Genomic DNA, 20,925 nt, shown 5'->3' with positions numbered 1-20,925 from the left:
TAAAGGATGAAACGATAAATTCTGTTGTGGCGGGAAGAGTCCTGCCCTAGGATCTTTAACGCTTTTCTCCATAACGAAAAACCCGCAGGTGCGGGTTTTTCGTTAATGCCGGTACATCGCCGCCGTGCGAGATTATGGCGGGTTATCTGTCATGCACCAAAAGTGAGCATATTGCCGGATGCGTTTATATCAATATTGCCCACCAATACGATGTGCATATCCGCGACGTTGTCGAACTGCCCCTTGGCATCAGCGATATCTATGCTCACAAGGGTTGCCTGCACAGTACCGTTACCATACCAGTTCTGCACATTCACACCCTTATCGTAACGGATGGACAAGCCCAGCGTGCCCGCTTCAACCGCAGACGCATTGTTGCCTGAGCCCGAGCCGAGGAACTGAAGGTTTTGCACATTTTGGAAGACGATTGAATCACCCTGAGAAAAATTGCTTATGTAATCCCGCGTGTCCCAGTACGTGCCGGACTCTGCGACAAGTGCATCTTTGGTACGGCCCTCGTAGACGAACCTATCGTAATCAGAACTACCGAACATGTTGTCGCCGCCCGTTCCGCCTACAATCACGTTGGTAGGTTTGTAGTAGAAGGGTGAAGACGTATCAGCTGCCGAGTCACCCCCGTAGATCGTGTCTCTGCCGGCGCCGCCATGGAGATAATCTGCTCCGGCCCCACCATAGATGACATCGTCGCCGGCTCCGGCATAGACCGCATCGTCACCATTCCCGACAAGAATAAAATCGCTACCTTTTGATCCATAGATAACCTGGCTGCCGTCACTTCCACTGACATTGAGATGATCCGCAGCATTGAGAAGGTCGAAGATGTCATGATTCGGCGACAGATAGTTGCTTTGCGCCGCGTGGACGTCTGCCGCCGTACCAATTACGGTGCGGCTATCAGCCAGCTGCACGCTGGAGTGCTCGACGGCTGTATTTGTGTAGGCACTCAACGCATCGCTGATTACGTAGTACGTCTTGGTCGCAGTGCTATTGTCGCTGCCGAATACCGGCTGAATGGCATCCCAAAATGTCTTGGCTTCAGACACGGAAAACGCACCATTGACATGGATCGACGTAACGCTTTGATCCCCATCCAGCGTCCCGCCATTACCCTTCACGAAATACAGCTGTGAGCCGTCCGACGCACTGTTTAGCTGATTGATAATGTTCGAGGCCGAGTCGTTGACCTGAAATTGATACGTCAGAGTGTTACCCTCAGCATGCGCACCGACAAACGTATTGATGCTCGCCGCCGTGTCGATGATGCTGCCCAGGCTCGTCAGCCCGGTATTGATCCACGCTGCGGCCGTATTGGCCTGCGCAGCGGTGAGGGAGCCATTCCATTGCACGGTAAGGTTGTGAGCATGGTTTGCACCGTCAAGGTTTGCACTCAGGTTCGCGAATGTGTCGGCAACGCTATACGTGACCTTGCCAATGCTGCCACCGAGCCCTTGAATGACCTGGGCCTCTACCGCGTTCGCCGTGGTGGTAGCGGTCACGTCGACTGCGTGCGTTATAACCGTGGCATCACCCGACACCAGCGCGCGGGCAGAGTCCGCAACATTATAGGTAGCGGCAGTATCCAGGCCATACAACACGACCGCCTGTGCGACCGTCGCATCCGTTGTAGCCGTCACATCCGTTGCCTGCTTGACGATGTCCTCCGCACCTCTAACAGTAAGCGCAAAAGCAGCATCGGCAAGCTTGTAGGTAAGGTCGGACAGGACGACTGGAGTACCACCCGTGCCATTGAGCAATCCTGCTTTAAGTACGGCCTGAATATCAGCGACCGTGACTTCACCCAGGTCCAGCGTGCTAAGTGCCACTTCGGAAGCACCGGTCACCAGTAGCGAATCTGCAGCGCGAAGACTGGCGTAGGTATCGAGCAGGGAATACGCCAGGGTGCCGTCGCCATTGGCAAGGTCAAGTTCCTGGACTTCCGCTACCGACGCGAAATCCGTCACCTGCACATTCGTACCCGACGTGATGTACGGATGAGCCACGCTACCCGACACGAGATGGCCAATGGTGTCGACGAGATTATCCGCGATGACCGTACCGGAGGTGACGGCATGGACGGCCGCCAATCCGCTGATGTCGATAGCGTCCGTGACAGTGATATCGGTGTCTGCCTTGACAAAACCGTCGGGCTTGGCGGCGTCTGCAGTCAGCTCACTGGCCGTGCCGCTTACCGAGTTATAGGACATGGGAGCAATGACAGGTTTCGCTATGCTCAGCTGGGTGAGCTCGGCAATACTCGGCTGACCATCAACCGCAAGGCTCACGGCGTTGGCAAGTGAGTTTGCGCTGGCTGCAAGTAGATTGCCCGCTGAGTCCTGCAGGCTGTATGTACCTGCGCCTACTACGTGGCTCGCCTGCAACACCGACAACGTTGGTGTGACGCCGCTTACGATGACGAACGTATCCACCGAGCCCAAGCCACTGGCCTGGCTCAGGTTGAGCGGCTGCGTAATAAATGCGGTCACGTTCACGGCACCTGAAACACCGGACAGATCCGTCTCCGCCGTGACGTCCTCGATTTGGAGACTACCCACCCCGAACACCATGTGCCCGGTCACCAAGGAGGTCGGTGCCGTCAAAGAGGCGCTACCAAGCTGGATAACCTGTACGTCGCTCAAGGCGGCCGGCGAGACGACTGCCTTAAGCTCACCGCGTACAAACTCAACGCTTCCGTCATTCAGCAAGGAGGCCGTGATCGGGCCTGTTTGGGTACCTGCAAACTCCAATACGCCGCCTGTGGTTTTTACTTCGAACGTAGGCGCGGCAGGTATATCGCCGCCGCCACCCGGCGTTGGCGCCGGGGTAGGGACTGGGCTGCTTGGCAAAAGCGTGGCCACCACGTCGACGACTTTCGTGATAACGGAAACGGTACCGTTAACCGCTGTGACCTCCTGCAGGTACGTGCGACCGATCTCGATGCCCCGCTCGGTACCGTACGCCTGGAGTTCCTCTGCGGTGTCCAGCTGCTTGGTGAAAGCATTCGCGACCTGAACTCGGCCCTCCAACACTTGGCGGTCCACGCCCTGCGCAATGCTGCCGATCGTATGCGCAATCTCTGCAAGGCTCTGGCTGCCGCCGGCCAAAAGCCCAGTGTAGAAAGCTAACCCTTCTGGCTCGGCATCGCGGCCGAACAACTGCTGGTAGAGATTATTCACCAGCGTGGCATCGTCCAACCCCGAGAAGCGCTGTGTGTATTCGGGAGAGTTGCCAAAGTCATTGAGGATGGCATTCACGTTACCGCCATTGTCCTCCAGACTTTTTGCCCAGAACGCGAGCCCGTCCGGGTCTGCCGGACGACCGTAATAAGCCACATAAAGCGATTGAACGAGCGACAGCGAGCTTTGATCAGCCATGATTTCTAAATCTGCAGAATAATTATGACGCAGCCGCTGCAGTCGACCCTGTAGCGCTGGAGGTCACTAAATAAGGGTGGCTAGCTGTGTGGTATCGAAGTCACACAGTCGGCGTGGGGCATATCCCACTGACGCCAAGGCAGGGGCAGCCGAGGCGATGAGGTCCTTGTCACGGTTCGGCTGCGTAAGGAATATCGACAAAATATGAAGCAGGTTTATAGCCACTCGTCGACATGCAACCGTGCGGCGGGGAGGGCTCATGGACGGTGCCGCGTCGCCCCATCAAGTAGAGTGGATAAGCTTCGTAGCGCGGGTTAGCGAAGCGTAACCCACCGATGCAATTGATACCGCGACGAACGTTCGCCGCACGCGAGTAGCAGCTTTGCACGAATAAGAAATCCGGGCGGGAGTGCAGCGGGATGTTGGGCTCATCGTTCGAGGTAAACGGTGGAGACCCCTCCGGGGATTCCGCCTACAGCCTCTAAAACAAGAAAACCGCCCCTAAGGGCGGTTTCCTTTGAAAGCCTAAGCCTTCTTTACATCAAACGTGGCTGATCAGGCCATTCTGAACAGTCAGCTGATCAACACTGGTAACGCCAGTCAGCTCGATAACTGCTGCGCCAGCGCCGTCGTTTTGGCTGCCATAGTTGACTGCCTCAACGACCAGCTTCACGTTAGTGTCGTTCTCGCCCTTGACCAGGAAGAACTCCAGTGCGTTGTTGTTACCGTCAGCCAGCTCGCCCTTGTTGAAGGTGTAGCTGTTCCCGATGAAGAAGTGATCGTTCTCTTCGAAGTTGACAGCGAAGGTGTCGCCCGCCTTGACGGCCTCACCGAAGAAGAAAGTTTCGGCTTTAGCGGTGCCGACGGCAGTGATATCGCCCTCAGTAGCATCAACCAAGCCAGAGGTGGACTGTGCAACCTTCTGGCTCAGCTCGCTTACGCGGTCCGTCAGGGCTTCATACGCATTCACATAGGTTTCGACGGCAGCTTTGGCAGCATCCGCAGTCTTGGCATCTGCAAGTGCTTTGTCGGCATCTTTGTCAGCGCCGTAGGCGTTGGTGTAGCCAGTAAGACTAACGATAGCGTTCGCTGCGTCCTCTTGCGCCTTTTCAGCCTTGTCATAGGCTACCTGCTTGTCAGCGGCAACCTTGAAAGTCGACGTGAAAGTCGAAACGTTCTTGAATGCTTCTGCAATCTTGGCACGGTCGGCATCGGAAGCGTCAACGTAAGCGGTCCAAAGCTCGCCACCGGTCGTGACGTTCAGCTTTGCAGCAGTGGCAGCAGCAGCGAAGCCCTGGGCAGCCTGGATTTGACCCTGAGCTTCAGCGACCTCTTCAGCGCTAGGCTCTTTGGCAGCATCAAGCGCTTTGTCTGCGGCAACAAACTTGTTGACCAGAGTACGTTGAGCGAAGCTCAGCTTTGCAAATTCAGCGTCGAGGGCTTTCTGCGTGTTTTCTGCTTTGACAGTCAGCTCATTTACCGGAGTTGTGGCACCATTGATGCTGGACAGAGCAATGATCTTGTCACCGAAGCTGGTGTCTTTGTCGAAGCTAAGCTTGTTGTCCTTCATCAGCTGATCGACAGATGCAGTGTTAGCCTTGGCATAGGCTTCAACAGCTGCTTCAGCCGAGTTCAGACCTTGCAGCAGAGCCAGACCGGGCACCAGACCTTTGAACTGGCCGTTATCGATCGATTGCAGCTTGCCAGCCAGAGTTGAAGCGTCGCTGTTGACGCCTTCCAAGACGGAGGCGCCAGCTTCGGCATCGTATGCATCGCCAGCTGCAGCGGTGTAAGCGTTGGCAACGAAGACCTTGTTGTTGATGGTCTTGGTGTCCAGCTCGCCCAGGCTGTTAACCATTGCGGCAACCAGGGTATCGGCAGTTACTGTGCCTTTGGCGATCTCAGCGACCCAGAAGGCCTTACCTTCGGCGTCAGCAGCACGGCCCAGAACGTTCTCGTAAACCTTACCAACCAGATCTTCTGTGCTCAGGCCGTCGTACTGAGCCTTGTACTCGGCGCTCAGGGTGAAACCGAGAGCGGCGCTTTCGAGGGTGGAAACGCCAGTGTTGATAGCATTAACCCAGAAATCCAGACCTGCTTTGTCAGCTGCGCGACCGAGGTAACCCACGTACAGCGCTTGAACTTGCGATGCAGTAACTGCCATTTTCAAACTTCTCCGATGTCTTTAGTCGAGTCGACAGACAGACCTTCCTAATGCGGACCCGTCGGCCCGCGGCCTGCTTGCCATGCCCCATCGGGGCATGGCCCCCCTTGATGGGTCGATTGCCACTTCGGGCTTAACTACGGGGTGCGCTTTTGCGCCTTCGCCCGACTGCCTTCTGATGACAAGCGAAGCGATGCTACACATTTTCCAATTCTAAGGACAAGCGCATGACGCCATAAAATTGGATAAGCCCTGCCATCGGAAACACACGTTATTCGTCAAAAAAACCTTGAAATCGCAAATAAGGCAGCCAAAAGAGACGAAACAGCTCATATCATGCGCCCCTCCGGCTCTGCTGCCACCGACGAACGGTAGTGAACCCAAAAACCCGAGTAATGTCGTCGGGTTAGCAATGCTTCTTAAAGAACTGTGTCGACAAAAAACTCACGTCAATCTAACGGCAAGCAATCACAAGGCTAGTATTGAACGGGGCAGATTCGTGCCAGCTGAAGCGTTAGAACAAAAAAACCCCGCCAGCAGGTACTGGCGGGGTTTTTTTGGCTTAGAGCTGCTAGATCATCTTGCAGATCCAGCGCCGAACCATTGGCTCATGTACTCGGTGAAGGATGGCAAAAGGGTTTCGTTGCCATACCCGCTAAGGTGATCTCCATCAAGGAACAGCGGCTTGTCGCCGTCGAAGGCCTGGCACTGCTCGCCCGGGCACAGAACAGGGAATGGGTCCCACACATGGACGTCCGGCACCTTTGCCGCAATACCCTGATAGGCTTCCAGCACGGGTGCCCGATAGCGCTCAAGAAGGGCGCGCGGTATGTCGAAACCCTGTGCACAGATCGGGTTGGCGTGATTGAACCAATCCGCGCAGCGGAACGGGACCGAACGAAACAGCGGCTTGGGCCCTTCGAAGACAATATGGACGCCTTTCTCCGCAATCGGCGTCAGCACACCGGTCGCATTGCGTGCCGCCCGTTCTCTTCCTGCCACGGCGTCATTGCTGAGCATCTGGTTTTCAGGACCCTCCTCGCCGAAATACATCCACTGATCCGAGAAGCGCCCCATTCTGAGCGAAGCCAGGAAGAGCACATCCCCGGCCTTCATCCGCTCTTTCATGTCCTCGAGTGCGGACTCGGCATAGCCACGGCAGCGGGCGTCATCGTCGTCCCGGCCCGGCTGCAGGCTGATGAATGGGCAGCCACCGTTGTTGTAGGCATAAACGGTCATGCCTTCGCGAATGGCGTATTGCTTGAACATCCCTTCGTAAGCCAGTGCGTGAGAGTCGCCAATCACGAACAGCTGGCGCGGATTCTCCGGACGCGGGTCGGCGCAGCCTTTCGCGCGGTAGATAAGCAGCAGGCCGCCCTTCACATCGTGGTATTCCGGGTCCGCGTTGCAGCCGGGATAGGCGGGGTTATCCGAACGCCCATGCGGGTACCACATCGGCTTGTTGGCCGTGACCTGACTCAGCGAAAGCTCGGATTGATTCTTGTAGATCGTCTTGCCCAAATGCCAGGAGATACCGATGCAAACCAGGCCCAAGGCAATGGTGACGGTCTGCGGCATTCGGCGCAGGCTCTTGGCGTCACGAATGGGGTTTTCAACCAAACGATACGACAGGATCGCCATGATGAATGCGATTGCCACCGCGGCGATGCGTGTTACGGCTTCATCGAGCCCCACAGTCCAGCGGAACAGCACATAGACGGGCCAATGCCAGAGGTAAAGCGAATACGAAATCCGGCCAATCTGCGTAAGCAGCTTATGCCCCAGAAATGCATGCATGACATGCACGCCGTTACGGCGATGCATCACATACAGCACACCGGCGGTGCCCACTACCGCGAGCAAAGCGCCGGGGAATGGGAAGTCGCTGGCATCCGAATAAACGAATGCACTGCACATCACCAGGAAGAAGAGCGCGCCCGCAAAGTTGCCTCGCATGCTGGGCCGGTCGGTTTCAGCGCGCCCGGCAACTGCCTGATAGATCAACACACCAACCGCGAGCTCCCAGAAACGCCCAGGGGTAAGGAAGTACGCTGCGGTTGGATTCTGCCCCAACTGCCAATCTGCATAGATGACCGACGCCACCGCACCGACGCTGAACAGCCCCATGCTCAGCGCGCGGCCGCGACCACCCACGAGCCAGGCAATGAAGAGAAGCGGGAAGACGAGGTAGAACTGCTCTTCAACTGCCAATGACCAAGTATGGGTATAGGGGTTGAACTCCGTTGTTGGGGCGAAATAGTCACGGCCACTGCTGGCCAGGATGAAGTTGCTCAACCCGAAGAACGCGTAAAGCCCGGTCTGCTTGTTCACCGCACTGAGCCATGACTCCGGTATGAACATCGACGACACGAGCGCGGTGATCAGCAAGCATACGATAAGCGCCGGAAAGATCCGGCGAATCCGCCGCGCGTAGAAAGCCCCAATAAACTGGACGAAGCTTTTGCCCTGATAGCTCGCCAGCGATGCGCTGACGATAAAGCCCGAGATAACGAAGAAGACATCGACGCCAGCGAAGCCGCCCGGCAACCAGGGGCCATGAAGGTGGTAGATAAGGACCGACAGCACGGCGAATGCGCGCAGACCATCGATGTAGGGGTAGTAAGAGGCGCCCACATGGGGCAAGTGCCGGGTGCTGCTCATGCGCGAATCATTCCCTTCCTGTCATCGTGCCTGGGTCAAAAGCTGCGCGAGATTGGCCGCGCTTCGTTGCCACGTCAACCACGGCATGCCTTGGGAGCTGGGCTGGAACCCATCCGCTACCCACCCTTCGAGCGCATCTGCCAGCGGCCCGGGCGAATCCGCCTGGAAGAAAGCGGCATGCTCGCCTGCCACTTCGCGGAAAACAGGGATGTCCCTGGCGAGGATTGGCATTCCATGTTGAGCGGCCTCTATCAACGGTAGGCCGAAGCCCTCGTCCTCGGAGCAGGCGAGAAGTCCATTGCACAGTCCGTAGAGCTGCTCCAGGCATTCATCGCTGACGTCATCCAGCCAGAAGAGCCGTTCGTTGCGTTGCGGATGGTTCCGAAGCCGCTGCACCAGCGCCGGGATCCCTCGCCGCTCGTTATCGGGCAGCGCAGTCCAGCCTTCGCGCCCCACAATGACGAGGTTAATGTCGGCACCGCGCGCCCAGAGCTGCTCGAACGCCGATAAGGCCTGTTCGTGATTCTTTCGTGGTTCGATGGTGCCAACCATCAATACGCTCGGACGTGCCCGAAGCGCTGAAAACAGCTGCTCAGCGGACTCCGGCATGCCGCACGTTGGCGCGGAGTTGGCGACGTCGGCGCCGTGGTGCGAATAGTCGATCGCAAAGGCACCCTCCCGCCAACGTGCGCTGCGTCTTATCCATGCACGGAGCTCTTCGGCCACGGTTTGGGTGACGCATACCACGCCATCCAGGCGCAGCACGGCGTTGAGCCAGGCATCGAAGTGCTGCTTCGCTCGATCCGGGAAAAGCGACGGGCGTGTGATAGGCAAAAGGTCATGAACCAGCACACGGCAATGCACGCCGCTCGCACGCATCCGATCAAAGAGGCCGTGACGCATGGCGTGAACGAAGGCATCACCCGAAATATCCAGCGCGATGAGGCGATCGCCGTCGCGCACGTCGATGCCGCTATCGGGAATACAGTTGGGGATATCGAACAGCTTCGCCGTGTAGGCGGATGCGTAGCGATAGTGCCAAGCGCCCTCGTGCTCCTGTAGGTAGACCGGCTCTACGCGATAGCCTGCCGGCGGGTTCTCCAGAAAGGCCACCGTCAGCGCCCGCGCGACGCGTTCAATACCGGTATTGCGGTCGTGTGCGTGGGTTGCCGTGATGTCCAGCAGCAGTTGGGGCTGGCGCAGCGGCGCGGGTAATGTCTGCTCGATGCGATCTGCCTCGAGGAAGACTTCCCTGGCACTGGCCCGCGCAGGCAATCCAGCTGCCTGCTCCGCGAGCCTTCTGGATCGCGCACTGAATCGCTCAAGCGCCTCACGATAGCCTTCGGCGCACCGGGCGGGGTCGTGCCGCTCCCTGACCGCGGCCAGTGCTCTCTGACCCAGTGCGCTGCGCGCCTGCTCATCTTTGTAAAGTTGTTCGAGCGCCGCTACCAGTTCGGTACTGTCGAAATCGTCTCGGAGTTTCAGGACCGCGTCGTCTGGCAAGTCCGCCATGCTACCGTTTGCATTCACGATGGTTGGCAACCCATGGTTCATGCAATCGAGTACGGTACCGGACGTTTCACCGCGAGACAGCGTACGCAACTGAACGCCAACATCGGCAGCGGCCAGATATCCGCGGAACGTTGGTAAATCAGCCCAGCCCGTAATGCGGATTTGGGACTCGCGCCCGCTCTCCGCTATACGCTGACGGAGAGCCTCGCCATAGGGGGTTTCCCCCAGTTGCCCAACGAACACCAGCAAGGCACGCGGATCAGCAGAAAGCGCTGAGTCGATCCAGGCCTCCAACAGGCGATCGTTCAACTTGGTGACACCGAGCTCGCCGAACGAACAGACGACGAATGCATCGTTCGCAATACCCAGCTCCGCACGCGCGGCTCGCGTATCGGCTGACTCTGGCGCAACCCTGAGGTGCGGCACCAAGGCCCAATCCGCCGTGGCGTGTGTCCCCAACCATTGCTCTGCCAGACGGAAGGAAACCGGCGAATGCACGATTACGCCGTTTGCCTGCTCCAGGATCCTTCGATTGAAGGGGTAACGGAAGGCAACGTTGCCCTCATCCACTGCTCTCCGCAACGCGATTATCGCCTCGTTGCCGTGCGCGTAGTACAGCTCACGCCACTTGGTACCTTCTAGGCCAGGTTCAACGTCCTGAGCCCAGATCAAGCCGCTGAGGTAGAAGTCGTGTAACACGACGGTGCCTGGCACGTCCGCCAGCAATGAGGCGATCCAGGTGTGGAAGCCGCTGTTCCCGACATGATAGAGAACGGCATCGCACTCAGCGGCGTTTTCACGCAGCCAATCCGCATTGCGCACTGCGATGCCATGCGCATTGACCCATGCGTCCTCAATGGACTCCTGCGCCACCACGACGTCGATGTCGTAATGATTTGCCAGCTGCGGCAGAAGCTCGCCGCTGTAATCGGCGATACCTGTTCGAAGAGGAAGCAGCGGAGAGACATAAGCCAGGCGCGGGCGGGCATTGTCCGTCCGCGTGGTATTACCTGGGGGTGCCCTGCGAACCAGCTGCCGCGCGATATAAATGGTTCTTTCCGAGTAACCCGAGCTGGCGGCTGACAAATCAACGGGTTCTATGACTTCGTTAGCTTTCGCCAGACCTGTATCAAGGTTCCGGATCACGTCGACATAGTGCGAAACCCGACGGGCAACGGACGGCATGCCCTTACCTGTTCGGCTTAAAAAGCGCTGCGCTCCGGGCGAGCGCTCGGTCCAGCCTGCCAGCGCTGATACAGGAGGCCGCAGCGACCGGGCGACCAGATGCTTGAACCCCGGGCGATCCAGATGACGCAGCTTGACCGCCACTCGCTCCGTGCGGCGCATCCAGCGCAGCCAGCGACGCGGAAGCACATCCAGCTCACTACGGATTTCAGCACGCAACTCAGCTCTCAAGTCGCCATTCACGCGCGCGCGAAGTTCAGCGATTTCCCGCTCGTAGTTGGCTTGCATGACACCGATTGCGCGCGTGAGCTGCTCGATCCGCTCGCTCTGGCTTCGCAGCGTATCGTCTACTTCCCTGCGGACGTGTCGCTGCGCCTCATCGTGACGATTGGCAAGAGCGGGCAGATCGAACCCGGTGCGCTGGGCGAACAACGTGTCGAAGGCCGCGGCTATTTCGGGCGCAGAGGTGCCCTTCTGGGCAACGACGGCATAGTCCGGACTTACCCCGTACAGGACCTGCCATAGGCCAATCTCGGCATTCGCATTGTGAAGGGCTGGATCTTCCTGAAGGCGTAGGACGTTCCGACGCCCGAAGCCGCTGTAATCGCAGAGGAAATCCAGGAAGAGTGCCGGGACGGGCCGCTCATGCGTCGGGTCAAAATAGAAGTTATTGGTGCCAACAACCAAGTTTTCGCTGTTGGGTGTCTCGAGGATGATCAAGCCACCCGGTGCCAGCACACGATGCGCTTCGGCGAGCAGATCTCGCAAGTAATCAAACGGGAGGTGCTCGACAACGTGGAACGCGCTGACGAGTTCGAAGCTGGCGTCCTGCGCTGCTTTCAATGTCTCCAGTGCGTCGCGGTTGCGCACATCGAGGCCGCGCTCGTGGCAGGCTGCGAGCATCGAATCATCCAGATCGACACCCTGAGCCTCAAACCCTTGCTCCACCAGCCATTCGATCCATTCGCCACGGCCACAGCCGATATCAAATGCCCTGGGCTGAGTGCGAAGTGTGCGGAGCGCATCGAGAAATGGTCGATACACGCCTAGCCGCCGAAGAATTTCCTCGCGTGATGCCCGGAAGCGCTCCTCGAGCGCGCGATAAAAGTCCTGACTCATGGCAGCCTCATTCTCCAGCGTGAACCGGTAGCCAGGCGACTCCGGAAAATTCAGGTTTCGAACGATTGACGACTTCGAACATCAACGCCCGCTCTTGCCACGCATAATTGTGCTCGATGTGTCCCGCATGGCTGTGCAGCGCGATGGTGATGGAGTAAGTACCAGGACCGATGTTTGCCGGAAAGCTGAACGACCAGGACTGGCTGGACCCTGCCGAAACGTTGTAACGCACGGCGTCGAGCTGACGCGTATTGGTTCCGAATACATCCTGGCCGTAGCGATCCTTGATCAGAAAGCCGGCAACGAGGTCAGGCATTTGGACCGTGCAGTCCGCCTGGATGCGAAGCGTCACATCCTGGCCCACATCCACCACTTCGATAGCCTCGCCTTTTGCGTCCTGCAGGCTGAGGTTGGTAAACACGGCCTCGCCGGTTCCGGAGAGCAACCCTCCAGTCGCACCGTCGGATATCTGCTGATCCTGATGGTCCGCGAGCATGGCGTTGTAATAGTCCATCACCTCATCTGGCGAGCCTTCCAACGCGACCCGCCCCTGGTGAAGCAGGATAGCCCGCGTACAAATGCTCTGGATGGCCTGCTTGTCATGGCTGACGAGCAACAGCGTCGTACCTGCTCTCGCGAACTGGCGGATACGGTCAAAGCTTTTGTGCTGGAAGTAGGCATCTCCAACCGACAAGGCTTCGTCAACGATGAGAATCTCGGGGCGCTCTGCCGTTGCAATGCTGAATGCCAGACGCATCTGCATGCCGCTGGAATACACCCGCACGGGCCGGTCGAAGTAGTCGCCAAGCTCGGAAAAGCCCTGGATATCCGCGATGAATCCTTCTATCGCCTCTGGGCCGTGCCCCATGAGCCCGGCAACGTGATAGACGTTCTGACGCCCCGTCAGCTCGGGATTGAATCCCATCCCGAGCTCAAGGATGGCAGCCACCCTGCCATTGATACGTACCTGGCCGGACGTTGGCTTGAGCGTGCCTGTGATGATCTTGAGCAGGGTACTCTTGCCCGCCCCATTCAGACCGATAAGCCCCACTGCCTCGCCTTGGCCCAGCTCAAAGCTGATCCCATGGAGAACTTCGGTCAGCTCACTGCTACCGGCCCGTAGGCCGCACCACGACAGGAGGCGATGGAATTCATTCCGGTAACGGCGAAACGCCTTGGTTACCGAGTCGACTTGTAGCGCCCATGTCATAGCACGTCCACCACTTCATCAATACCACGGCGATACAGCAGGATCGCGGCTATGCCCGCGAGCAAAGCCACAACCGCCGGATAGACCAATAACGAAAAGCTCGGTGCATTGCCGTAGACCAGGACCTGTTGGTACCCCTGGACGATCGCGGTCAGTGGATTGAGGTACAGGTAGTGCCGGTACTGCTCGCTGATCAGGTCGATGTGATAGACGATGGGGGTAAGCCAGAAACCGAACTGCAGGACAATCGTCACCAGTTGCCCAATGTCGCGGATGAATACGTTCAGCAATCCAAGGGCAAGGCCAAGACCGAGTGCGAGCCCCAGCATCAACAAAATAAGCACTGGTAACCAGAGGATCGCCAAGCCAGGCATATGCCCCAGGAGGGCGAAGATGCCAAGGACCGCGAGCAACAGCAGCAGGTTATTGAGTAATGCGCTGCCAGCCATGATCACCGGAAGGGCGAGCCTGGGGAATACCAGCTTCTTGAGCAGGTTGCCGTTCTCGATGAACAGGTTCAGCGAACGGCTTACCACCTCGGCGAACAGCGACCAGGCAAGAATGCCTGCCGTGAGGTAGATCGGGTACGCATAGGCGTTTGTCATACCTGGAAGCTTGGCAGACATCACGACCGAGAGTACGAATGCGTAGATCGCAACCTGTGCCAGGGGATAGAGCACCACCCAGAGCATGCCCAGACGGCTTCTGATGACGCGAGAGACGAATTCGTTCTTGATGGAGTTTCGAATGAAATGGCGCGCACGCCATAGTTCCTGGAGTTGTCGATTCAAGCATTGGACCTTATATAGACGCTGACGCGGGAAAGGCGAGTTCGCTTACTCGCCTGTGTCCTGCGGACGCGTTTCGAGAGCTCGCGGCTGGTCGTCCTGGGCTAACCAGACGTTGACGTTTTCGACCGTTTGCCTGGACAACCGACCGACCCATCGGTTCAGTACCAACAGGTTGGTCACGAAATCATATTGCGCCTTCAGCAGGTCCCGCCGGGCGGAATACTCATTCTGAACCGCGTTCAGTACGTCGACGCTATTTACCACACCAAAGGTGAAGCCACGTTCGGCCGCCTTGCTTGACGCCTCGGCCGACTCAAGAGCACGACGAGAAGCACGCACCTTCTCGACACTGGAATCTGCGGTCAGGTACGCATTGGTGATTTCCTTGACCACCTCGCGGCGTGAGGCCTCGAGCTGCTCCTCTGCGACGATGCGATCCTGCTCCAGTGCGCGCACTCGGGCAGACGTCGAGCCGCCCGAATACAACGGGACCTGTACCTCGACAGCCGCGACATAGGTATCCGTTCGCGGAGCAAGGGCGTTGTCGTAACCAACCGTGCTCTGCTGTGCGTTCAGGTTGAGGCTAACGGATGGGTAGTGCCCGCCCTGCCCCTCCTTGACCGCCGAGCTGGCAACCGATACCGCACTAAGGCGTGCCTGAAGCCCCGGATTCGCGGCCAATCCATCGTCGATGAGCGTACGGAGCTGTTCGTCCGAAGCCTGCAGGTTCACATCCTCACGGATACGACTAAGCTTCTCGGACACCGGCCGTCCAACGATCTCGGACAGTGCCTGACGGCTCACTCGCACCCTGTTCCGTGCTTCAACTTCGGTGGCTGCCAGCACATCGACGCGCGCCTGGAGTTCCAGGACGTCCGTTTTCATCGCCAGTTGCTTGTCAAAAAGCGCCTGCACCCTGTCCAGGCTTTTCTGCGTGGTGCGCCGCTCTGCCATGATCAGCTCCAGCTCATCATCTGCAGCCAGCGCCGTGAAATAGCGCTGTGCGAGATCAATCGCTGCCTCGCCTTGCGCCTCAGTCGCCTCGTACTCGGATTGCCGAGCCTGCGCCTTGAACTTCTGGTAGTTCTCCCAAGCTGGCAGGTTGAACAGATGCTGCCGCAGACCGACCACGTAACGCTCGCTGTCGTAATATTCACGTGCCTGGGCCGTAGTCGCGTCACGGCGAATCCGGTTGTAGCCTGCAGAGGCGGTCAGCTGGGGAAGCAAGCCCCCGAACGCCTCACGCTGCCGCTCCTTGGCCCCCTGGCTGCGTGCGTAAGCAGCCAGCACACGAGGGTCTTCAAGACGTGACTCCTGATAGAGCGACAGCAGATCCGCTGCATACGTGCTGGCGTTCACGGATTGGTTACCGTTTTCCAAGGTTGGCGACGTTGCAGGCGGGGTGCTGGGTGACGTCGTAGGCGGCGCCGGAGGAACAGCGGCGCATGCAATGACTGATGAAAGTAGCAAAGGAGCAAAAACGAATCGACGCACCGCTTATTCCTCGATCATGGAGCGGGCGAACGCATTCGTTGCCGGCTGCATCAGGTACTGCAGCATCGTCCGCTCACCGGCATTGATCAGCACTTCCGCGGGCATGCCGGGCAACAGCTTAAGGCTTCCCAACTTACGGGCGCCCTCGTCAGTCAGGCCGACGCGCGCAAGGTAGTACGGCATGCCCGTGTCCTCGTTGATAAGCCGGTCAGCCGAAACGCTTAGGACCTGCCCCTGAATGACTGGGGTCGTGGCGCTGTTGAATGCACTGAAGCGGATATCTGCTTCCTTGCCTGGATGGACACGGTCGATATCGTGGGGCGCTACCTGAGCCTCGACGATCAAATCCGATACGGAAGGTACGATGTCGAGGATAGGGGTAGCGGCACGCACGACGCCGCCAATCGTATGTACGGTCATACCGAGGATCATGCCGTCATCGGGCGCACGGATAACGCTGCGGCTCAGTCTGTCACGTAGCGCGGCCATGCGTTCCTGGAAGTCGTAGACCTTGTTCTGCGCTTCCGTGAGCTGGTTGACGACCTCGGCATTGAATTCCTTGTTGCGCTGCACGATCTGCAGCTCCGTCTCACTGATCTGCAGGCGGGTCTTGATGATTTCAGATTTGTGATCGGCGATTTCTGCGCGGAGCATATCGAGCTTGCGCTGCTGATCGAGCAGGCGCTGCTTGTCGACATAGCCTTCCTTGAGAAGCTGTGACAGCTCACCAATCTCGCCGCTATAGGATCTCTCAAGGCTACCCTTGGTCTGGATCATCGATTCCAGGCCATTGATCTGCTGCTTCAGCTGGCCAACACGTTCGCGCAGGACGGACACTTCACCATGGCGGGAACTCTGCCGGGCCAAAAACACCTGCTGTTCGCTTTGCCGCGCCTCAACGCCGCGCTGGCTTTCCGGCTCAGCCATACGCGAGAAGTCGACCACGTCCGCATCGCCCTGCTCAGCCCGTAAGCGGGCTTCCATCGCCTGTGCCGCGATAAGTTGGCTTTTGGTCATTTCATACTCGGCACGAATCTGCGTGTCATCGAGCACGATGAGCGGGTCACCCTGCTTGACCACATCCCCGTCGCGGGCGAGGAGTTCCTTAACGATGCCGCCTTCAAGGTGCTGAACCGTCTTGCGGTAGGTCTGTACGGTCACTACACCGGGCGCCAACGCGGCGCTGTTCAACGGCGCCACAGCGGCCCATACGCCAAAAAGGCCGAAGGTCACGAATACGATCAGCAGTCCGATGAGACGCGGGCGCCGGTCAGAGACAGGAAGCGTGGAAAAACTTTGGTCCAATGAAGGAAGAGCGCTCATTTCAAACTCCGACTCAGGCCTTGGCCTTGCTGGCAGCCTGCATCGCAGCCGCCTGTTGCGCATTGAGTTCAGCCATGACCTTGTCGCGAGGACCGTACATGCTGATCGTGCCACCACTCATGACCAGGAGCCGGTCGAGCTGGGACAGGATGTTCGTTCTATGGGTGATGACGAAAACAGTCGCTCCGCCGTCCTTGAGCTCCTTCAGCGTATTGGCAAGTGCGCGCTCGCCCAGGTCATCGAGGTTCGAGTTGGGCTCATCGAGAACAATAAGCCGTGGCTTGCCGTAGATCGCTCTCGCCAAGCCAATTCGCTGACGCTGGCCGCCCGACAGGTTCGTACCTTCGCTGCCGATGACGGTGTCATAGCCTTCCGGCAGGCGCAGGATCATGTCGTGTACGCCCGCATTTTTCGCTGCCTCGACGACCTTTTCGGAGTCGATGTCGCCGAACCGGGCAATGTTGGCACCGACCGTGCCCTCGAACAGTTCGATATCCTGTGGCAGATAGCCTACGTGCGGGCCAAGAAGGTTCTTGTCCCAAGCGTTGACATCCGCACCATCCAGACGCACGACACCATGTTGCGGCGTCCAGACACCCAAAAGTGCGCGTGCGAGCGTCGACTTGCCAGACGCACTCGGACCGATGATGCCTACGACATTACCAGCGGGCACCGCGAAACTGATGTTCTTGATGATCGGCGATTTGGACCCGGGCGCGGTGACGATTAGGTTTTCGACCAGCACGTTGCCTTCCGGCGCCGGAAGGGCCATGCGCTCGGGCTCGGCCTCCTGCTTGGAAAGAATGTCGTTCAGTCTTTGGTACTGGGAACGCGCACTGATAAAGCCCTTCCAGCTGCCGATTATCATGTCGATTGGCGCGAGTGCACGGCCCAGCAGAATCGAACCGGCGATCATCATGCCCGGATTGAGTTCGTGATTGACCACCAGATAGGCACCCACGCCCAGGATCAGCGACTGCACCAGCATCCTGAACGTCTTGGAAATAGAGCTGATCGCGCCACCCTTGTCGCTCGCATGCGACTGAAGCACCAGGACCCGCTTCTGGCGCTCGGCCCAACGTGCCATAAGCGACTCAAGCATACCCATGGACTCGATGACTTCGGCATTGCGCAGGTTCTTGGTGGTGTAGAGGCTGGCGCCAATATTTTCCTTGTTGGCGTCCGCAAGCGCCTTGCCAGTCAGCCGCTCGTTGGCGAACGCCAGGATTAGCAGGACGATGGCACTGGCAATGGCAATCCAACCGAACCACGGGTGGAACAGGAACATGACGCCAATGTAGACCGGCAGCCAGGGTGCGTCGAAAAACGCGAACAACCCATTGCCGGTAAGGAACTGTCTCAGGCCCGTAAGGTCATTAAGGGGCTGAGCCGACGCATCCATACCGCCGCTGGCAAGCGCACGGCGAAAACTGGCGCGGTAGACATCACGGCTTAGCAATACATCGAGCTTGGTGCTTACCCGGACCATGATGCGAGAGCGTGTCCACTCCAGGGCGCCCATCGTCACCATGAGGATGGTCATGATCAACGTGAGCATGACGAGCGTAGTGACGCTCCCGCTGGTGACCACACGTCCATACACCTGAAGCATGTAGAACGATGGCACCAGCATCAATGCGTTGACGAAAAAGCTGAAAAAGCCCACGGAAAGGAAGCTGCCCCGACACGCCTTGAGCGCGCGACGCAGACTGTTTTCACTACCACTCGACATGACTACCAGACCGAAACGACCTAAAAAGTCGGTTAGTCTAGCACTCGCTCCTGCCCGTCGATAGCAATGCGGACCTCGCTGCCCTGCGGCTGACCATGCGTTGCAGCCTAGGGATTACGTGCTTTCACGCGTACCATTGGGATTTAGCCGAAAACACGCGGCAGCCAGGCGACGGACGGACGACTTCGATGCGGGTACTGCATTTCTTCAAGACCTACCTCCCCGACACTACCGGGGGAATAGAGCAAGTCATCTACCAATTGTGCGAAGGAACACGGCCACACGGAGTTGATAGCCAGGTCCTGACCCTAAGCCCGACCCCCTCTCCTGCCGAACTCAAGCTTGAGCACCATTCAGTTCACCGCGTGGCCGAGACGTTCAATCTCGCGTCTACCGGCTTTGCCCTCGGCATGTTCACGGAGTTTGCCAGGCTCGCCAGGCAATGCGACCTCGTACACTTCCATTTCCCTTGGCCAGCCATGGATATGGTGCACTTCCTGACCCGTCATGGCCGCCCTACGGTGCTCAGCTATCACTCCGACATCGTGAAACAGCAGACACTGCTTCGGTTTTATCGCCCACTGATGAATCGCTTTCTGGACAGCATGGACAGAGTAATCGTGGCCTCCCCCAATTACGTGGAAAGCAGCGCGGTTCTCAAGGGGCGCGAACAGAAGATCAGCATCATTCCGTTCGGTCTGGACGAGGCGGCGGTTGTCCGCCCCGATACGAAGCAGCTAGCCCAATGGCGAACGCGCCTGCCTGCCCGCTTCTTTCTGTTCGTAGGTGTCCTGCGCTATTACAAGGGCCTGCACACGCTTATGGATGCGCTCGCGAAAAGTCCGATGCCGGTCGTCATCGCCGGGGCCGGGCCGGAAGAGGCCGACCTCAAGCGTCGTTGTGCAGAACACGGCCTGAACCAGGTCATTTTTACAGGGCGCATTTCGGATGAAGACAAGAACTGTCTCCTGGAACTTTGCCATGCTTTTGTCTTCCCCTCGCACCTGAGGTCGGAAGCGTTCGGCATCTCGCTTCTCGAAGCGGCGATGCACGGAAAGCCCATGATCTCGTGCGAAATCGGTACGGGTACGTCGTTCGTGAACCTCAATGGCGAGACCGGTCTGGTCATTCCGCCTGCCGACGCAAACGCCCTGAGCGCTGCCATGCAGACCCTCTGGCACGAAGAAGGGCTTGCGTTGCGACTGGGCCAGCAGGCAAAGGCGCGCTTCGACCAGATGTTCACGGCGGACCGGATGTGTGAGCAAGTCGCCTCGGTCTACCATGAAGTCCTAGCGGAAAAACGCCCGGCAAACCCCTGAACGGTGCTACAGCCCTCTCAGGCTGGCCATGAGATAGAAACCCAGATTGCCGAACACGCTACGGCTCCGAGCATCCGCACGTCTCAACAAGTGCGCGCGCTTCCAGAGTGAGGCCCCGCGAGCACGCTCGAAGTTGGCAAGCCGCTCAAGGTTTACATCGCTGAAGTGTTTGCGTGCCAAGCGTATGGCCGTGAGGTTCTCGTCATTCCACCGTCTTGAGACGCCCGAGAGCGCTTGTGTTATCCGGCTTGGCAGTCGCAACAAACCCATGTGTTCATAGTCCGCCGCTCCACGAACCCTGTAATCCAGTACGGGCTCGCTATCGTAGGCAATACGCCCTTCGCAACCGGTAACTAGTAGATAGATCAGCCAATCCAGCGCCGCCACCTTTGCCCGCTTCGGAGCGGCACACAGTAGTTTTCGCGTGGCCTCGTTGAATACCATTGAATGCGGGTTGCCGAGGCGCTGAACCAGAGCGTTGCCAAACGTAGGCGGACGCGTCAGCAATGGCGATTCCCCGACGACCTTCGCGTCGGCATTGATAAGGCGGCTTCGCGCGCAATACAGCCCCGGCTCGCCGCTCCGGCAGAACAAAAGCCCGCCCACGCTGCGGGCCAGTTTGTCGTCATACCAGATGTCTGACTGCCCGGCGAGTGCATACAGGTCCGCCTTGATGGCCTTGTTGCGCAACAGGTACATCCAGATGCCGGATGCAGTTCCGCCTGGCTTCCTATGGACTATGAGCCGATTGGCACCGAGCGTTTCTCGATACCGTTCGATCATGCCCACGGTGCCGTCGCTCGATCCCGCATCGCATATATGGATAACCCAGTTCTGGTGGGTCTGACGAGCGATCGAGTCCAACTGCTCGGACAGGTGTTCGGCACCGTTAAGTGTGCTCAACAGCACGGCCACCTTGATGCCCTCAGGTTGCTGCACGGCCGTGCCTAACGGAAACGTAAACTCACCCAGCAACTCGCATCCTCCCTTTCAGGCTTGTACTTTCATTAAGCACCGGTCGCT

At 58.3% G+C, this 20,925-nt stretch carries 11 protein-coding genes; 1 reads left to right on the top strand and 10 read right to left on the bottom strand.

The annotated features are described in order from the left end of the window. Nucleotides 1-149 precede the first annotated feature (149 nt). The 9 genes from ACY8D3_RS01090 to ACY8D3_RS01050 form a co-directional block, all read right to left on the bottom strand. Nucleotides 150-3,392: a DUF4214 domain-containing protein gene (locus ACY8D3_RS01090; RefSeq protein WP_462381141.1), complete on the bottom strand. Its 3,243-nt coding sequence runs from the start codon at nt 3,390-3,392 to the stop codon at nt 150-152. A 541-nt stretch (nt 3,393-3,933) separates the two neighbouring features. Continuing rightward, entirely contained in the window at nt 3,934-5,556 is a 1,623-nt protein-coding gene (locus ACY8D3_RS01085; protein ID WP_462381140.1) for a DUF4214 domain-containing protein, read from the bottom strand. 576 nt (nt 5,557-6,132) lie between these two features. Beyond that, complete coding sequence (locus tag ACY8D3_RS01080) at nt 6,133-8,217, bottom strand: acyltransferase family protein (protein ID WP_462381139.1); 2,085 nt, start codon at nt 8,215-8,217, stop codon at nt 6,133-6,135. Nucleotides 8,218-8,238: 21 nt separating this feature from the next. Further along, nucleotides 8,239-12,033, bottom strand: coding sequence for a glycosyltransferase (locus ACY8D3_RS01075; RefSeq protein ID WP_462381138.1), 3,795 nt, complete (start codon nt 12,031-12,033; stop codon nt 8,239-8,241). Between the two features lie 7 nt (nt 12,034-12,040). Further along, nucleotides 12,041-13,243 carry an ABC transporter ATP-binding protein gene (locus tag ACY8D3_RS01070; RefSeq protein WP_462381137.1) on the bottom strand — a complete coding sequence of 401 codons (1,203 nt, stop codon included), beginning with the start codon at nt 13,241-13,243 and terminating at the stop codon, nt 12,041-12,043. Next, complete coding sequence (locus ACY8D3_RS01065; protein WP_462381136.1) at nt 13,240-14,034, bottom strand: ABC transporter permease; 795 nt, start codon at nt 14,032-14,034, stop codon at nt 13,240-13,242. Before ACY8D3_RS01065 ends, ACY8D3_RS01070 begins: the two co-directional genes overlap by 4 nt. Before the next feature lie 45 nt (nt 14,035-14,079). Next, nucleotides 14,080-15,486 (bottom strand): TolC family outer membrane protein, encoded by a 1,407-nt coding sequence (locus ACY8D3_RS01060; RefSeq protein WP_462384172.1) that lies wholly within the window; start codon nt 15,484-15,486, stop codon nt 14,080-14,082. 45 nt (nt 15,487-15,531) lie between these two features. Continuing rightward, nucleotides 15,532-16,851 (bottom strand): HlyD family type I secretion periplasmic adaptor subunit, encoded by a 1,320-nt coding sequence (locus tag ACY8D3_RS01055; protein ID WP_462381135.1) that lies wholly within the window; start codon nt 16,849-16,851, stop codon nt 15,532-15,534. Nucleotides 16,852-16,864: 13 nt separating this feature from the next. Beyond that, nucleotides 16,865-18,583 (bottom strand): type I secretion system permease/ATPase, encoded by a 1,719-nt coding sequence (locus tag ACY8D3_RS01050; RefSeq protein WP_462381134.1) that lies wholly within the window; start codon nt 18,581-18,583, stop codon nt 16,865-16,867. A gap of 188 nt (nt 18,584-18,771) precedes the next feature. On the opposite strand from ACY8D3_RS01050, the gene ACY8D3_RS01045 reads away from it, so the two are divergent. Next, nucleotides 18,772-19,902: a glycosyltransferase family 4 protein gene (locus tag ACY8D3_RS01045; RefSeq protein ID WP_462381133.1), complete on the top strand. Its 1,131-nt coding sequence runs from the start codon at nt 18,772-18,774 to the stop codon at nt 19,900-19,902. A 6-nt stretch (nt 19,903-19,908) separates the two neighbouring features. On the opposite strand, the gene ACY8D3_RS01040 is transcribed toward ACY8D3_RS01045, so the two are convergent. Further along, complete coding sequence (locus tag ACY8D3_RS01040) at nt 19,909-20,841, bottom strand: glycosyltransferase (protein WP_462381132.1); 933 nt, start codon at nt 20,839-20,841, stop codon at nt 19,909-19,911. Between the last annotated feature and the right edge of the window lie 84 nt (nt 20,842-20,925).

It is taken from the genome of Pseudomonas sp. Marseille-QA0892 (assembly GCF_054950135.1).
Note: the sequence above shows the minus strand (reverse complement) of the source record. Positions and strands in the feature narration are given on the sequence as shown.

What these genes read in the sequence shown, in the direction of transcription:
- ACY8D3_RS01080 (WP_462381139.1), bottom strand. Translation starts at nt 8,217, where the DNA reads ATGAGCAGCACCCGGCACTTGCCCCATGTGGGCGCCTCTTACTACCCC.
- ACY8D3_RS01055 (WP_462381135.1), bottom strand. Translation starts at nt 16,851, where the DNA reads ATGAGCGCTCTTCCTTCATTGGACCAAAGTTTTTCCACGCTTCCTGTC.
- ACY8D3_RS01050 (WP_462381134.1), bottom strand. Translation starts at nt 18,583, where the DNA reads ATGTCGAGTGGTAGTGAAAACAGTCTGCGTCGCGCGCTCAAGGCGTGT.
- ACY8D3_RS01090 (WP_462381141.1), bottom strand. Translation starts at nt 3,392, where the DNA reads ATGGCTGATCAAAGCTCGCTGTCGCTCGTTCAATCGCTTTATGTGGCT.
- ACY8D3_RS01070 (WP_462381137.1), bottom strand. Translation starts at nt 13,243, where the DNA reads ATGACATGGGCGCTACAAGTCGACTCGGTAACCAAGGCGTTTCGCCGT.
- ACY8D3_RS01085 (WP_462381140.1), bottom strand. Translation starts at nt 5,556, where the DNA reads ATGGCAGTTACTGCATCGCAAGTTCAAGCGCTGTACGTGGGTTACCTC.
- ACY8D3_RS01075 (WP_462381138.1), bottom strand. Translation starts at nt 12,033, where the DNA reads ATGAGTCAGGACTTTTATCGCGCGCTCGAGGAGCGCTTCCGGGCATCA.
- ACY8D3_RS01045 (WP_462381133.1), top strand. Translation starts at nt 18,772, where the DNA reads ATGCGGGTACTGCATTTCTTCAAGACCTACCTCCCCGACACTACCGGG.